Annotated in this window: 16 protein-coding genes; 10 read left to right on the top strand and 6 right to left on the bottom strand. The window is 63.8% G+C overall.

Translation table 11 applies throughout. The annotated features are described in order from the left end of the window. A partial coding sequence (locus AC3WLT_RS33730) for a hypothetical protein (RefSeq protein WP_492595945.1) occupies positions 1-257 on the bottom strand: 257 nt, incomplete at its 3' end. Between the two features lie 271 nt (positions 258-528). On the opposite strand from AC3WLT_RS33730, the gene bioA reads away from it, so the two are divergent. The 4 genes from bioA to bioB are packed head-to-tail and all read left to right on the top strand — an operon-like array spanning position 529 to position 4,920. Then, the gene (gene bioA / locus AC3WLT_RS33725; protein WP_492595944.1) at positions 529-1,878 is read left to right on the top strand and encodes an adenosylmethionine--8-amino-7-oxononanoate transaminase; all 1,350 of its coding nucleotides are present in this window, start codon (positions 529-531) and stop codon (positions 1,876-1,878) included. Continuing rightward, a complete protein-coding gene (gene bioF / locus AC3WLT_RS33720; RefSeq protein WP_492595943.1) occupies positions 1,878-3,062 on the top strand; it encodes an 8-amino-7-oxononanoate synthase in 1,185 nt (394 codons plus the stop codon). Before bioA ends, bioF begins: the two co-directional genes overlap by 1 nt. Next, positions 3,059-3,793: a dethiobiotin synthase gene (bioD, locus tag AC3WLT_RS33715; RefSeq protein WP_492595942.1), complete on the top strand. Its 735-nt coding sequence runs from the start codon at positions 3,059-3,061 to the stop codon at positions 3,791-3,793. The genes bioF and bioD overlap by 4 nt, the downstream gene beginning before the upstream one ends. Before the next feature lie 35 nt (positions 3,794-3,828). Then, positions 3,829-4,920 (top strand): biotin synthase BioB, encoded by a 1,092-nt coding sequence (bioB, locus tag AC3WLT_RS33710; protein ID WP_492595941.1) that lies wholly within the window; start codon positions 3,829-3,831, stop codon positions 4,918-4,920. Between the two features lie 153 nt (positions 4,921-5,073). Here the strand turns inward: bioB and AC3WLT_RS33705 are convergent, their stop codons facing one another. Beyond that, a complete protein-coding gene (locus AC3WLT_RS33705) occupies positions 5,074-6,099 on the bottom strand; it encodes a sulfate ABC transporter substrate-binding protein (RefSeq protein WP_492595940.1) in 1,026 nt (341 codons plus the stop codon). Between the two features lie 124 nt (positions 6,100-6,223). After that, positions 6,224-6,826, bottom strand: a complete 603-nt coding sequence (locus tag AC3WLT_RS33700; RefSeq protein ID WP_492595939.1) for an RBBP9/YdeN family alpha/beta hydrolase — start codon at positions 6,824-6,826, stop codon at positions 6,224-6,226. Positions 6,827-7,174: 348 nt separating this feature from the next. On the opposite strand from AC3WLT_RS33700, the gene AC3WLT_RS33695 reads away from it, so the two are divergent. The 5 genes from AC3WLT_RS33695 to AC3WLT_RS33675 all read left to right on the top strand — a co-directional run bounded on the left by AC3WLT_RS33695 (position 7,175) and on the right by AC3WLT_RS33675 (position 10,891). Beyond that, complete coding sequence (locus tag AC3WLT_RS33695; protein ID WP_492595938.1) at positions 7,175-8,116, top strand: 2-hydroxyacid dehydrogenase; 942 nt, start codon at positions 7,175-7,177, stop codon at positions 8,114-8,116. Between the two features lie 117 nt (positions 8,117-8,233). Then, positions 8,234-9,160 (top strand): hydroxymethylglutaryl-CoA lyase, encoded by a 927-nt coding sequence (locus tag AC3WLT_RS33690; RefSeq protein WP_492595937.1) that lies wholly within the window; start codon positions 8,234-8,236, stop codon positions 9,158-9,160. Between the two features lie 28 nt (positions 9,161-9,188). Next, positions 9,189-9,710 (top strand): YbaK/EbsC family protein, encoded by a 522-nt coding sequence (locus AC3WLT_RS33685; protein WP_492595936.1) that lies wholly within the window; start codon positions 9,189-9,191, stop codon positions 9,708-9,710. 4 nt (positions 9,711-9,714) lie between these two features. Then, positions 9,715-9,942 (top strand): DUF1289 domain-containing protein, encoded by a 228-nt coding sequence (locus tag AC3WLT_RS33680; protein WP_492595935.1) that lies wholly within the window; start codon positions 9,715-9,717, stop codon positions 9,940-9,942. Between the two features lie 28 nt (positions 9,943-9,970). Further along, complete coding sequence (locus AC3WLT_RS33675) at positions 9,971-10,891, top strand: MBL fold metallo-hydrolase (RefSeq protein WP_492595934.1); 921 nt, start codon at positions 9,971-9,973, stop codon at positions 10,889-10,891. A gap of 212 nt (positions 10,892-11,103) precedes the next feature. Here the strand turns inward: AC3WLT_RS33675 and AC3WLT_RS33670 are convergent, their stop codons facing one another. Beyond that, positions 11,104-11,355, bottom strand: a complete 252-nt coding sequence (locus AC3WLT_RS33670) for a hypothetical protein (RefSeq protein WP_492595933.1) — start codon at positions 11,353-11,355, stop codon at positions 11,104-11,106. Positions 11,356-11,411: 56 nt separating this feature from the next. After that, on the bottom strand, positions 11,412-12,311 hold the full coding sequence (locus tag AC3WLT_RS33665) for a DMT family transporter (protein WP_492595932.1): 900 nt from the start codon (positions 12,309-12,311) through the stop codon (positions 11,412-11,414). A gap of 114 nt (positions 12,312-12,425) precedes the next feature. Here AC3WLT_RS33665 and AC3WLT_RS33660 point away from each other — a divergent pair, with 114 nt between their 5' ends. Then, on the top strand, positions 12,426-12,896 hold the full coding sequence (locus AC3WLT_RS33660) for an Lrp/AsnC family transcriptional regulator (RefSeq protein ID WP_492595931.1): 471 nt from the start codon (positions 12,426-12,428) through the stop codon (positions 12,894-12,896). A 30-nt stretch (positions 12,897-12,926) separates the two neighbouring features. Here AC3WLT_RS33660 and AC3WLT_RS33655 read toward each other — a convergent pair whose 3' ends face one another. Further along, positions 12,927-13,817: an alpha/beta fold hydrolase gene (locus tag AC3WLT_RS33655; RefSeq protein ID WP_492595930.1), complete on the bottom strand. Its 891-nt coding sequence runs from the start codon at positions 13,815-13,817 to the stop codon at positions 12,927-12,929. Positions 13,818-14,056: the final 239 nt, after the last annotated feature.

Raw genomic sequence — 14,056 nt, 5'->3', positions numbered from 1 at the left:
GAAAGGCCAAAGAAGTCAGAACAGCGAAAGGCACTGCCGTAGGAAAACACAACCAGAAAGCGCCGCACAGGCAAAAAGCCAAGACTAACGCTGTAGGCAAACAGACATAAGAAGCGCCTCACAGGCAAAAAAGCCAAGACCAACGCCGTAGGCAGCACGAACAAAAGCGCCGCGCAGGCAAAAAAACCAAGACCACCACCGTAGGCAAACAGATATATTGCCGCCGCCAAAGGCAAAAACCCCAAATCCCCGCCCAAAGGGTTCCACTACTTTGCCGTCGCTAACTCCGCCGATCCGCGACCTTCGGACCCAAACTGAAATCACCTGCAGCGAACAGCCAACAACCTCAGCGCCGCCGGCAAAAACCCACCTCAAACCGCTAGTGCACAGCACGAAATAAACCGCTAATCTCGACCCCGCACGCCCGCCAAGGCCGCGCGCCGCGCGATGAGAAAACCCCGCGGCGCGATGAAATGGCCCTAAAAAAGCCAGCCGTGCAGCGGCGAAAAAAGCACCTCGGAGTACCTTTTGGACAAGTCAGCATCCCCTGAAGACTGGATCACCCGCAGCCTGCGTGCCGTCTGGCATCCCTGCACCCAGATGAAGCATCACGAACGCTTACCGCTCGTGCCCGTCGCGCGAGGTCAAGGCGCGTGGCTCTACGATCGCGACAACCATCGATATCTCGATGCGATCAGCTCCTGGTGGGTCAACCTGTTCGGCCACGCCAACCCGCGCATCAACGCGGCATTGAAAAACCAGCTCGACACGCTGGAACACGCGATGCTCGCCGGCTGCACGCACGAACCCGCGATCGAACTCGCCGAACGCCTCAGCGCGCTCACCCACAACACGCTCGGCCACGCGTTCTTTGCATCCGACGGCGCATCCGCCGTCGAAATCGCGCTCAAGATGAGCTTCCATTCGTGGCGCAATCGCGGCTTCGCGGACAAGCAGGAATTCGTCTGCATCGCCAACAGCTATCACGGCGAAACCATCGGCGCGCTCGGCGTCACCGACGTCGCGCTCTTCAAGGATGCCTACGATCCGCTGATCCGCAACGCGCACGTGGCCGCTTCGCCCGATGCGCGCCTCGCGCAACCCGGCGAAACCGCGGCCGACGTCGCGCGCCGCGCGCTCGATAACGTCCGCTCGCTGTTCGAAGCCCGCGCCACGAAGATCGCCGCCTTGATCGTCGAGCCGCTCGTGCAATGCGCGGCCGGCATGGCGATGCACGACGCGTCGTATATCGCCGGATTGCGCGCGTTGTGCGATCAATACGGTGTGCATCTGATCGCCGATGAAATCGCCGTCGGTTGCGGACGCACCGGCACTTTCTTCGCTTGCGAACAGGCCGGCATCTGGCCGGACTTCCTGTGTCTGTCGAAAGGCATCAGCGGCGGCTATCTGCCGTTGTCGATCGTGTTGTCGCGCGATGAAATCTTCGACGCCTTCTATCACGACGACACCGCGCGCGGCTTCCTGCACTCGCACTCGTACACCGGTAATCCGCTCGCGTGCCGCGCCGCGCTCGCCACGCTCGATCTGTTCGCGAGCGACAACGTGCTCGCGGTCAACGCGCAGAAGTCCGCGAAACTGAAGGCCGCGCTTGCGCCGCTTGCCGAACATAAGCAAGTGCGCAATCTGCGTCAGTGCGGCACGATCTTCGCGTTCGATGCGGTGATCGACGACCCTCAGCATGCCAGAACATTCTCGCGCCGCTTCTTCGAAAACGCGTTGCAGCACGAACTGCTGCTGCGCCCGATTTCGACCACGGTGTACCTGATGCCGCCATACATTCTCGACGACGAAGAGCTCGCGCTGCTCGCCTCGCGCACCCGCGAGACCTTCGAAGCGACGCTCGCGGAGACCCGCTAATGCACTTGCTCGACACGCTCGCACAAGGACTCAAGGAAATCGACGAACGCGGCCTGCGCCGTCGCCGCCGCACGGCCGACACGCCGTGCGCCGCGCACATGACGGTCGACGGCCGCGAGATCATCGGCTTCGCCAGTAACGACTACCTCGGTCTCGCCGCGCATCCGCAATTGATCGCCGCGATCGCCGAAGGCGCGCAGCGCTATGGCGCGGGCAGCGGCGGCTCGCATCTGCTCGGCGGCCACTCGCGTGCACATGCGCAACTCGAAGACGATCTCGCCGCATTCGCCGGCGGTTTTGTCGATACGCCGCGCGCGCTCTACTTCAGCACCGGCTACATGGCCAATCTCGCGACGCTCACCGCGCTCGCGGGGCGCGGCACGGCGCTCTTCTCCGATGCGCTGAATCACGCCTCGCTGATCGACGGTGCACGCCTGTCGCGCGCTGACGTGCAGATCTACCCGCACGTCGATATGGATGCGTTGAGCGCGATGCTCGACGCGTCGGATGCGGACGTCAAAGTAATCGTCTCCGATACGGTATTCAGCATGGACGGCGACATCGCGCCACTGCCGCGTCTGCTCGAACTCGCGGAACAGTACGGCGCATGGCTGATCGTCGACGATGCACACGGTTTCGGCGTGCTCGGTCCGCAAGGACGCGGCGCGGTCGCGCAGGCCGCATTGCGCTCACCGAATCTGATTTCGATCGGCACGCTCGGCAAGGCCGCGGGGGTGTCGGGCGCGTTCGTCGTCGCGCATGAGACCGTGATCGAATGGCTCGTGCAGCGCGCGCGTCCGTATATTTTCACGACCGCTTCGGTGCCTGCCGCAGCGCATGCGGTGTCGGCGAGTCTGCGCATCATCGGCGGTGAAGAAGGCGACGCGCGGCGCGCGCATTTGCAGCAACTGATCGCGCGCACCCGCGCCATGCTGAAGGCAACGCCGTGGTTGCCGGTCGATTCGCATACCGCCGTGCAGCCGCTGATCATCGGCGCGAATGACGCCACGCTGGACATGGCGGCCACGCTCGATCGCGCCGGTTTGTGGGTGCCGGCAATCCGTCCGCCGACCGTGCCCAGCGGCACCTCGCGTTTGCGCATTTCGTTGTCCGCCGCGCATTCGCACGCGGATCTGGACCGGCTCGACGCTGGCTTGCAACAACTCGGAGCGAAGGCGGCATGAGCGCACCGTTGTCCCTGTTCGTCACCGGCACCGATACGGAAATCGGCAAGACCTTCGTGTCCGCCGCACTCCTGCGCGGCTTCGTTCGCGAAGGCCTGCAAGCCGCCGCGATGAAGCCGATCGCCGCCGGCGCATTCGAATCGAACGGCGTGCTGCACAACGACGACGCGGATCGACTCGATGCCGCGTCGAGCGTGTTGCTGCCGCCCGGAATGCGCACGCCGTATCTGCTGAAAGAACCCGCCGCGCCGCATATCGCTGCCGCACTGGAAAACATCACGTTCGATATCGCGCACATCGTCGATTGCCATGCGCAGGCTTTGAAGCGCGCGGATATCGTCGTAGTGGAAGGCGTGGGCGGCTTTCGCGTGCCGCTTACCGCCACGCAAGACACCGCCGATCTCGCCGTCGCGTTGAAGCTGCCGGTCGTGCTGGTGGTCGGCCTGCGCCTCGGCTGCATCAGCCATGCGCTGCTCACCGCCGAAGCGATCGCGGCGCGCGGCCTCACGCTTGCGGGCTGGGTCGCGAATCGCATCGATCCGGACATGACGTTCCCCGACGAAAACATCGCCTCGATCCGCGAGCATCTCGCGCGCGAACACGACGCGCCCCTGCTCGGCATCGTGCCGCATTTGAGCCCTGCCTCACTGGAGTTCGCGGCGGAGCTCGCTGCGGATCAGCTCGACATCAACCGGCTTCTACAGACGCTGCGCAACGCGCAGCGCCGATAAACCATCATATCCATCCATCCATGAGGATTGACGACATGACGCAACTGAACATCGCTCCGACGCCAGCCGACACGGCCGCCCCGAACAACAATAACGCCGCCGGCGCGACGCAGGTGGCCCGCTGGCGTGTCGCCGACATCGTCGCGCTGTACGAACTGCCGTTCAACGATCTGATGTTCCGCGCGCAGCAAACGCATCGCGAACATTTCGACGCCAACACCGTGCAACTGTCGACGCTGCTGTCGATCAAGACCGGCGGCTGCGAGGAGGATTGCGCGTATTGTCCGCAGTCGGTGCATCACGACACGGGCCTGCAAGCCGACAAGCTGATGCCGGTCGACGAAGTGCTGGCCGCCGCGCGCGTCGCCAAGGAAAACGGCGCGACGCGTTTCTGCATGGGCGCCGCGTGGCGCAATCCGAAAGATCGTCATCTGGAACCGATCAAGGACATGATCCGCGGCGTGAAAGCGATGGGGCTCGAAACCTGCGTGACGCTCGGCATGCTCGAAACGCACCAGGCGCAAGGTCTGCGCGAAGCGGGGCTCGACTACTACAACCACAACCTCGATACGTCACCGGAGTTCTACGGCCAGATCATTTCGACGCGCACGTATCAGGACCGTCTCGACACGCTCGAACGCGTGCGCGATGCGGGCATCAACGTGTGCTGCGGCGGCATCGTCGGGCTCGGCGAATCGCGCCGCGAACGCGCCGGTCTGATCGCGCAGCTCGCGAACATGGATCCGTATCCGGAATCGGTGCCGATCAACAATCTGGTGCAAGTGGAAGGCACGCCGCTCACCGGCACCGAGGCGATCGATCCGTTCGAGTTCGTGCGCACGATCGCGATTGCACGCATTACGATGCCGCGCGCGATGGTGCGTCTGTCGGCCGGCCGTGAGCAGATGAACGAAGCGTTGCAGGCGATGTGTTTCCTCGCCGGCGCGAATTCGATTTTCTACGGCGATCAATTGCTGACCACCAGCAATCCGCAAGCGGAAGCGGACCGCAAGCTGCTCGAACGCCTCGGCATTCGCGCGGAAGCGGCGCAGCAGATGCCGCTGGATCAGAGCGGTTGCGAGCATGGCTGCGCGCACGATCACACCCCCTATGCCGCACCGAACTAAGTATCGAGCGGTGTAGCAAACGCACGGTAATACACGCACGGCAATACAAAAGGCCGCCTCGTTCTGAACTGCACCCCAAATCGTTGGACGGATGTCCAACTTTGCGGGGTCAGTTCATTCCGAGGCGGCCTTTTTGCATCGTCAAGTCCAGACTTATTTCTTGTCGACGATGATCTGATCGAACGTACCGCCATCGGAGAAATGCGTTTGCTGCGCTTTCTGCCAGCTGCCGAACGTCTCTTCGACGGTGAAGGTCCTGATCGGCTTGAACTCGGCCGCGTGCTTGGCGAGCACGTTCTTGTCGCGCGGACGCAGATGATGCTGCGCGATGATTTCCTGCGCGGCCGGCGTCCACAGATAGTCGAGATACGCCTGCGCTTCCTTGCGCGTGCCGCGCTTGTCGACCACCTTATCGACGATCGACACGGGCGGCGCAGCCAGCAAGCTGACCGACGGGTACACCGCTTCGAAATTGCCCGCGCCCACGCCGCTGTTCATCAGCGCCACTTCGTTTTCAAACGTCACCAGCACGTCGCCAATGCCGCGTTGCGTGAACGTGGTCGTCGCGCCGCGACCGCCGGTGTCGAGCACCGGCACGTTCCTGAAGATCGCCTTTTCGAAGTCGAGCGCCTGCGCGTCGGTGCCGCCGTGCTGCTTGCGATAACCCCATGCCGCGAGATACGTGTAGCGGCCGTTGCCCGAAGTCTTCGGATTGGCGATCACCACTTGCACGCCAGGCTTGGCGAGATCGTCCCAGTCCTTGATGTGCTTCGGGTTGCCCTTGCGCACGAGGAACACCATCGTCGTGGTGTACGGCGCGCTGTCGTCCGGCAGACGCGCGCGCCAGTTGGCGGGCACCAGTTGGCCCTTTTCCGCGAGCAGGTCGATATCGTTCGGCTGGTTCATCGTCACGACATCCGCCTGCAGTCCTTGCAACACCGACAACGCCTGCGCGCTCGATGCGCCATGCGACTGGCGGATCGACACGATCTCGCCGCTCTTCTGCTTGTACGCCGTGATGAAGCTCGCGTTGATGTCCTTGTACAGCTCGCGTGTCACGTCGTATGACACGTTGAGCAGCGGCGCGTCCGCGTGCGCCGTTGAAACGCCGCCGAGCGCGAGCGTCATTGCCGTCATGCCCGCTGCCAGCCAGCGCGATGTCCCCGTCTTGCCTGCCATCTTGCCCCCGCCTGTCGATGATGAAACCTGTAGCTGCATGAAGATGCGGCGTGAAGCGGGATTCTAACGGATCGCTTACTTGTTCACTTGCCCGGTGCCCGATGTTCAACCGCCTGGCGAGAACTCAAACGACCGCGTGCTGCACGGCCTCGAACGTCTCCTCGCGAAAGCGCAGCGGCGCCGCGCAGTGCACCAGCGTGTCGACGAAATACTTCGCCCGCGGCCATGGGCCGAATCCCGCTGCGGTGTTGATATGCCCCGCATCGCCGAGATTGACAAACGCACTGCCGAAACGCCGCGCGAGATCGCGCGAACTGGCGAGCGGCATCCACGGGTCCGTCTCGCTGCCGATCAGAATCGACGGCACGCCGAGGCGCCGCGCTTCGAACGGACCGGCGAACGCGAATTTCTCCGGGCTCGCCGGCGCGACGAACAGCACGCCAACCACATCGGCGACATACGACGCCTGTTGCAAAGCATGCGCGGCCGCGAGGCAACCGAAGCTATGCGCAGCCAGCACGAACGGCCCGCGCTCGCTTGCCAGCAGCTTGCGCAGCGACTGTGCCCAGCCGGCCACGTCCGGCGCGTCCCAGTCGGCCTGCTCGACACGCAATGAGCGCGCGAATTGCCGTTCGAGCCACGTTTGCCAATGCGCGCCTTCGCTGCCGTGCAAGCCGGGGACCGTGACGAGCCGCGGCGGCCATGTCGATTTGGTGCATGAAAGCATGTCTGTCCCTCGCTGCCGGAATCGGGGAAGTTATTGTCCCGCCCGGCGCCGCACGGACGAACCAAGTTTTTGTGCTTTGTTTATCGGACAAATGGGCCGGCGAACAGGGCCAGCGGTACCCGGCTCCGGCCCACACTGAGCTCGTGCCCCGCGAGCCATGCGAGCCCGTCAAACCGCACGCTCGTGCGGAAACGCACGCGATTCGCATCGAAAAAGTAGAATGAAGCCTATCCATAAAAGGAGAGGCCCCATGTCGCAAGCGTCGTCCGTCAAGCTGCGTGCGTTGCAGCCGTTGCGCGCGGCCTTTTCCGTCACAGGCGTCGACAACGCGCACACTTTCCGGACCGTATGAAAATCCTCTTCTACATGCCGCATGCCGACGCCGCCTCGTGGCTGCACGACTTTGCCCGCGTGCTGCCCGCTGCCGAACTGCGCGAATGGCAAGCGGGCGACACCGCGCCGGCCGACTTCGCGGTTGTGTGGCGGCCGCCGCGCGATATGCTGGCGGGCCGCGACGATCTGCGCGCGATCTTCAACCTCGGCGCGGGCGTCGATGCGATTCTCGCGCTCGAGCATGAGCGGCCCGGCACGCTGCCGCGCAACGCGAAACTGGTGCGGCTCGAGGACACCGGCATGGCGCCGCAAATGGCCGAGTACGTGACGCATGCGGTGCTGCGTTACATGCGCCGCTTCGACGAATACCAGACGCTGCAAACCGCACGCCGCTGGCAGGAACTCGAAGCGCATCCGCGTGAGACTTTCACGGTCGGCGTGCTCGGGCTCGGCGTGCTCGGTGCGCATGTCGCACAAGCGGTCGCGGCGTTCGGCATGCCGGTGCGCGGTTATAGCCGCAGCGCGCGGCAAATCGACGGCGTCACGACGTTTGCCGGTGAAGCGCAGTTCGATGCGTTTCTCGACGGCGTGAAAGTGCTGGTGAATCTGCTGCCGCATACACCGGATACGGGCGACGTGTTGAACGCGCGCACCTTCTCGAAGCTGGCGCGCGGCGCGTACCTGATCAACGTCGCACGCGGCGGCCATCTGGTCGAACGGGATCTGCTCGAAGCGCTCGCGAGCGGCCAGCTCGCCGCCGCGACGCTCGACGTGTTCCGCGAAGAACCGTTGCCGCTCGATCATCCGTTCTGGCGGGAACCGCGCATCACGATCACGCCGCATATCTCGGCGCTTACCTTGCGCGAAGAAAGCGTCGCGCAGGTCGCGCAGAAAATCACCGCGCTGATGCGCGGCGAAACGGTGAGCGGCGTAGTGGATATCGGCCGCGGGTATTGAACACCGAGTGAGCACAGCGGAACATCAATGAAGGAGCGCCGCCACGCGCGGTAACACGTTACATGGGACCAGAGTAAGCGCTAAAGCGCCAACTCTGGTCGACACAGGAGACACATCATGGCCTTGCCCCAACAAGTCAAAATCGTCGAAGTCGGTCCGCGTGACGGACTGCAGAACGAGAAAGAATTCGTCCCCACCGCGATCAAGATCGACCTGATCAATCGCTTGTCCGCAGCGGGTTTTCGTAACGTCGAAGCGGCTTCGTTCGTGTCGCCGAAATGGGTGCCGCAAATGGCCGACGGCGCCGACGTGATGGCCGGCATCGAGCGCCGCGCGGGCACGATCTACTCGGTGCTGACGCCAAACCTGCGCGGCTTCGAAGGCGCGCTCGCCGCGCGCGCGGACGAGATCGTGATCTTCGGCGCGGCCAGCGAAGCGTTCTCGCAGAAGAACATCAATTGCAGCATCGCGGAAAGCATCGACCGCTTCGCGCCGGTCGCGCAGGCGGCGAAGGAGCATGGCGTGAGGATTCGCGGCAGCGTGTCGTGTTCGCTCGGCTGCCCGTATCAGGGCGAGGTGCCGGTGGCGTCGGTGGTCGACGTGGTCGAGCGTTTCGCGGCGCTCGGCTGCGACGAGATCGATATCGCCGATACGATCGGCGTCGGCACGCCGAAGCGCACACGCGAAGTGTTCGAGGCGGTGACGAAGGTGTTTCCGCGCGAACGTCTGTCGGGCCACTTCCACGACACCTATGGCCAGGCGCTCGCAAACATCTACGCGGCATTGCAGGAAGGCATCGAGATTTATCACGCGTCGGTGGCGGGACTCGGCGGCTGTCCGTATGCGAAGGGTGCGACTGGCAACGTCGCGACCGAAGACGTGCTGTATCTGATGCACGGCCTCGGCATCGAGACCGGCGTCGACCTCGCGCAAGTCGTCGCGATCGGCGATTTCATTTCGACGTCGATTGGCCGGCCCAATGTGTCGCGCGCCGGCAAAGCGCTGCTCGCCAAGGCGCGCAGCGAACAAGCCAACTGTGTTTGACTTCTGCACTCAGGAAGGAAATAGAACGATGACGGACCACGCCTCCCTCGAATCCGACGATCTCGCCGCGCTGCCCGACTCCGCGCGCCGCGTCGCGCTGCTGTTGCGCGAACGCGGTCACGCCGGCCGGATCGTGATGCTGCCGGAAACCGGCAAGACTTCCGCCGAAGCCGCGGCCGGACTCCGCTGTTCGGTCGCACAGATCGCCAAGTCGATTCTGTTTCGCCGCTGCGAAGACGACGCACCGATACTGGTGGTCGCGAGCGGCGCGAATCGCGTCGATGAGAAGAAAGTGGCGGCGCAGGTCGGCGCGATCGGCCGTGCGGATGCGAAGTTCGTCCGCGAAAAAACCGGCTATGCGATCGGCGGCGTGTGCCCGATCGGCCACGCCACGGAGCCGCTCACGCTGATCGATGCGGATCTGCTCGAACTCGACAGCTTATGGGCCGCGGCCGGTCATCCGCATGCGGTGTTCAACCTGACCGCGCAGGAACTGCTGGCCTTGACGGGCGCGCCGGTGATCGACGTGGCGCTGCGCGAGACGGCATGACGCCATGACACCGGGCATCGACAACGAAGACGACGGCGCTGCCGTGCCGTCGCCCTGCATCAGCGTGTGCAGGATGGATGCGTCGACCGGCTGGTGCGAAGGGTGTCTGCGCACCATCGACGAGATCGCCGGCTGGTCGTCGTTCGACGACGACGCCAGGCGCGCGGTCTGGGACGCGATCGAGGCACGCCACGCGGAGTTCATGGCGAGGCAAGCGCAGGTGCGGCGATGAACGCCGCGCATTTGAACACGAGCGCGTCATGATCACGCTGCCCGATTCGATCCGGGTCTTCGAGCGCGGCTGGCTTTCGTCGAACAACGTGCTGCTGACCGACGACAACGGCGCCGCGCTCGTCGATACCGGTTACGCGACGCACGCATCGCAAACGCTCGCACTGGTTCGGCAGGCGCTCGGCGCGCGGCCGCTCGATCTGATCGTCAATACGCATCTGCATTCGGATCACTGCGGCGGCAACGCGCTATTGCAGGCAACGTGGCCGTGCCGCACTGCGATTCCCGCCTCCGAAGCCGAGGCGGTGCGCGACTGGGACGAAGCGCGTCTGACGTTTCGCGCCACCGGCCAAACCTGCGAGCGCTTCACCTTCACCGGGACGATCGCGCCCGGCGCGCATCTGACGCTCGGCGCGCTCGATTGGCAAGTGCTCGGCGCACCCGGTCACGATCCGCATTCGCTGATGCTGTATTGCGCGGACGAGCGCATCCTGATCAGCGCGGACGCGCTGTGGGAAAACGGCTTTGGCGTGATATTTCCCGAGCTGGAAGGTGAAAGCGGTTTCGCCGAAGAACAGGCGGTGCTCGAAGCCATCGCGAAGCTGGATGTGCGGCTGGTGATCCCCGGTCACGGTGCGCCGTTCACGAATGTCGAACCGGCGCTCGAACGGGCGTTTTCGCGCGTCGCATGGTTGCGTGCCGACCCCGCGCGCAATGCCAGGAATGCGCTGAAGGTGCTGATCGTGTTCAAGCTGCTCGAAGTCAGCGCGATGAGTTTCGACACGTTGTTGCAGATGCTCGGCGACGCCGCCGTGATGCGCGCCGCCGCGTCGATGCTCGAGCCGCGCGGCGAATGGCCAACGCTGGTGCGGACGATTGTCGGCGAACTGGCCGGCAAGAGCGGGCCGCTGGAAATCGACGGCGAGCGCGTCGTCGCACGTCGGGCCTGACGTATTGTCTGGCGCGCCTTCCGCGCTCGAAACGGCAAGCAAAAACCGTCGCCACCAAAAGAAAAGCCGCTCGACCATCGAGGCGAGCGGCGCAAATTCTGTCGGACGTGATCAGCGTCAAAAGGGATGATACGCGCGCCCGTTTTTTGAGCGCATCGGTGATTTCCCTACAGAACGTTGACGCCGCCTTTTAAACCCGCATACACGCGATGTTACAAAGCCTCGTAGTCATGCCGACTACGGCTGACTAGTCCGTCCATATTAACAACTTGAACAATGCCTTCGCCGGCAAATGATCCGGAATCCGTAGCATTGGCGGCTTCGGCTTCGGCTTCGGCTTCGGCTTCGGCTTCGGCTTCGGCTTCGGCTTCGGCTGCGGCTGCGGCTGCGGCTTCGGCTTCGGCTTCGGCTGCGGCTGCGGCTGCGGCTGCGGCTGCGGCCCGGCGATAATCGGGCCGACGCACTCAGGCTGAAGTAACCGGGCCGGCACGAACCGGCCGAAGCTATCGAATCGAAGCAATCAGGTAGAAGACAAGCGCTTTTGCGGCACGATCCGCCAGCCGAGATTGACGCCGGCCGCCGCCAGCAGGATCAGCGCTGCGCCGAGCACCTGAATCCACGCGAGCGTCTGCCCGAACGCGACTCGGTCCACGATGATGGCGACCACCGGATAGATGAACGACAACGCGCCGGTCATCGAAGTCGGCAGCTTCTGAATCGCGCCGTAAAGCAGCACGTACATGATTCCCGTGTTGACGATGCCGAGTACGATCAATTCGAGCCAATGCGCGCCGGTGGTCGGCAATGCGTCGAAGCGCACGAACGGCGCGAGCATCACGACGCCGAGCCCGACCTGGATCAGCGCGATCAGATGCGGCGGCGTGCCCTTGAGCCGCTTCGTGATGATCGACGAGACCGCATACATCGCCGCCGCGCCCACCGCATACGCGACGCCGACGAGGTACTGTCCCGGCACCGCCAGCACCGCCGGCTCGACCTTCACGACAAACACGAGACCGATGAACGCGACCACCAGCCACGCGACCGTCGACGCGCTAATGCGCTCGCGAAACACCAGCGCGCCCAGTGCGACCAGCATGAAAGGCTGCGTGTTATAGACGGCTGTCGCCATCGAAATCGACGCGCGTGAATAGGCGGCGAACAGCAACACCCAATTGATGACGATCGCCGCGCCGCCGAGCAACGCGAGTCCGAGCATCTTCCACGAGAAGAGCTTGCGCCTGAACAGGCCGAGCACGGCGCACACCAGTGCCAGCGTCGCGCCGCCGAAGATGCAGCGAAAGAACACCACGTTGAACGAGCTTTGCTGCGACGACACCACCAGCCAGCCGATGGTGCCGGACATCAGCATCGCCATTGTCATTTCAGCCGCGCCGCGGCGGATTTCATTTGACGCCATGATTCGATCCTCGAATTGATTCCTGCATGAGACGCAGTGTAATTAATCCGATCGCGCGAATATATGGTTAAACTTAAGCATTCTCGCGCAGACACCTAAAAATCGAAGGCAATCATGGCCAAACGCCTTGCTCCCGTTGCACCCGCCGCGCTCGACGAAACCGACCGCGCGCTGCTCGCCGCGCTCGCCGAAGATGCACGCCAGCCGGTCAGCGAACTGGCGCGGCGTGTCGGCTTGTCGGCGCCGAGTACGGCCGAGCGCGTGCGCCGTCTCGAAGCGCAAGGCGTGATCGAGCGCTTCACCGTGCAGATCGACCCGCGCGCGCTCGGCTTCACGCTGCAGGCGATCGTGCGCGTGAAGCCGTTGCCCGGCCAGTTGCATCTGGTGGAAGAAGTGATCCGGCGGATTCCGGAGTTTGTCGAATGCGACAAGGTGACGGGCGACGATTGCTTCATCTGCCGCCTGTACCTGCATTCGATCGAGCAGCTCGACGAGATTCTCGCGAAAGTCACCGAGCGCGCGGAGACCAGCACCGCGATCGTCAAATCGACGCCGGTCGCACGCCGCTTGCCGCCGCTCGGCTGAACGGAGCGCGCGGCATTGGGCAGGATGCGCTTACTGTTCGACCGCTTCGAAGAACGACAACATTTCAGCGACAAGTTCGTCCGACGCCTCTTCGGGAATGTAATGCCCGCATGACAGCGAACGGCCGCTGACGTCGCGCGCCACGTGACGCCATTCCTCGAGCGCGTCGAAGCACTTCCCGATCACGCCTTTGTCGCCCCATAGCACGCGCAGCGGGCAGCCGATCTTGTGGCCGCGTTCGATATCGGCGCGGTCGTGGTCGAGATCGATGCTCGCCGACGCGCGGTAATCCTCGCACATCGCATGCACCGCGCCGGCTTGCGCGAGTGCCGAGCGATAGGCGTCGAGCGCGTCGGGTTCGAACGGCGCAAGGCCCGCGTGACGGCTGCCCATCACCGCGTCGACATAAGCGGCCGGATTCGCGCCGATCAGCGTCTCGGGCAGCGGTTCCGGCTGGATCAGGAAGAACCAGTGGAAGTAATGCGTTGCGAAGGCGCGGTCGGTGGCTTCGTACATCGCGAGCGTCGGCGCGATATCCAGCAGCATCAAACGCTCGACGGCATCCGCATGATCGAGCGCCATCCGGTGCGCGACGCGCGCGCCGCGATCGTGCGCGCACACCATGAAGCGTTCGAAACCGAAGTGGCGCATCACGGCGACCTGATCGGCGGCCATCGCGCGTTTGGAATACGGCGTGTGCTCCGCGTCGCTCGGCGGCTTGCCCGATGCGCCATAGCCGCGCAAGTCGGTCGCGATGACGGTGAAATGCTCGGCCAGTTTCGCGGCGCAGCGCCGCCAGATCAGATGCGTCTGCGGATGACCGTGCAGCAACAGAAGCGGCGGCCCCGCTCCGCCCTTCACTCCGAAAATATCGACATCGCCCAAGGCGACGCAAAAGGGCGTGAAATCCTCGAAGGCCATAGCAGGTCTCTAGTTATTTGGGAGTCTGAGCATTGTAGGAGGGCAATATGTCGGTACGTGGTGGGATAGCCCACACAGGCATAGAACCTGAACACTCCTTCCAACCGTTCTAAACGAACATGCCGAACACGGTTCATCCGCTTCGCCTATAATCGAACGACCGTTCTTAAATTCTGGGCATCATTCTGAACGCCGATGTGGCAGATGCGCGGCGACGCTGTGATGACAGCGTGACGCTA

This window comes from Paraburkholderia sp. FW306-2-2C-D06C, from assembly GCF_058781505.1.
This window is presented reverse-complemented; position numbering and strand designations above follow the sequence as displayed.

Excerpts from the sequence above, each read along its gene's own strand:
- bioF (WP_492595943.1), top strand. The coding sequence starts at position 1,878 with ATGCACTTGCTCGACACGCTCGCACAAGGACTCAAGGAAATCGACGAA.
- bioD (WP_492595942.1), top strand. The coding sequence starts at position 3,059 with ATGAGCGCACCGTTGTCCCTGTTCGTCACCGGCACCGATACGGAAATC.
- bioB (WP_492595941.1), top strand. The coding sequence starts at position 3,829 with ATGACGCAACTGAACATCGCTCCGACGCCAGCCGACACGGCCGCCCCG.
- AC3WLT_RS33705 (WP_492595940.1), bottom strand. The coding sequence starts at position 6,099 with ATGGCAGGCAAGACGGGGACATCGCGCTGGCTGGCAGCGGGCATGACG.
- AC3WLT_RS33700 (WP_492595939.1), bottom strand. The coding sequence starts at position 6,826 with ATGCTTTCATGCACCAAATCGACATGGCCGCCGCGGCTCGTCACGGTC.
- AC3WLT_RS33695 (WP_492595938.1), top strand. The coding sequence starts at position 7,175 with ATGAAAATCCTCTTCTACATGCCGCATGCCGACGCCGCCTCGTGGCTG.
- AC3WLT_RS33690 (WP_492595937.1), top strand. The coding sequence starts at position 8,234 with ATGGCCTTGCCCCAACAAGTCAAAATCGTCGAAGTCGGTCCGCGTGAC.
- AC3WLT_RS33685 (WP_492595936.1), top strand. The coding sequence starts at position 9,189 with ATGACGGACCACGCCTCCCTCGAATCCGACGATCTCGCCGCGCTGCCC.
- AC3WLT_RS33680 (WP_492595935.1), top strand. The coding sequence starts at position 9,715 with ATGACACCGGGCATCGACAACGAAGACGACGGCGCTGCCGTGCCGTCG.
- AC3WLT_RS33675 (WP_492595934.1), top strand. The coding sequence starts at position 9,971 with ATGATCACGCTGCCCGATTCGATCCGGGTCTTCGAGCGCGGCTGGCTT.
- AC3WLT_RS33665 (WP_492595932.1), bottom strand. The coding sequence starts at position 12,311 with ATGGCGTCAAATGAAATCCGCCGCGGCGCGGCTGAAATGACAATGGCG.
- AC3WLT_RS33660 (WP_492595931.1), top strand. The coding sequence starts at position 12,426 with ATGGCCAAACGCCTTGCTCCCGTTGCACCCGCCGCGCTCGACGAAACC.
- AC3WLT_RS33655 (WP_492595930.1), bottom strand. The coding sequence starts at position 13,817 with ATGGCCTTCGAGGATTTCACGCCCTTTTGCGTCGCCTTGGGCGATGTC.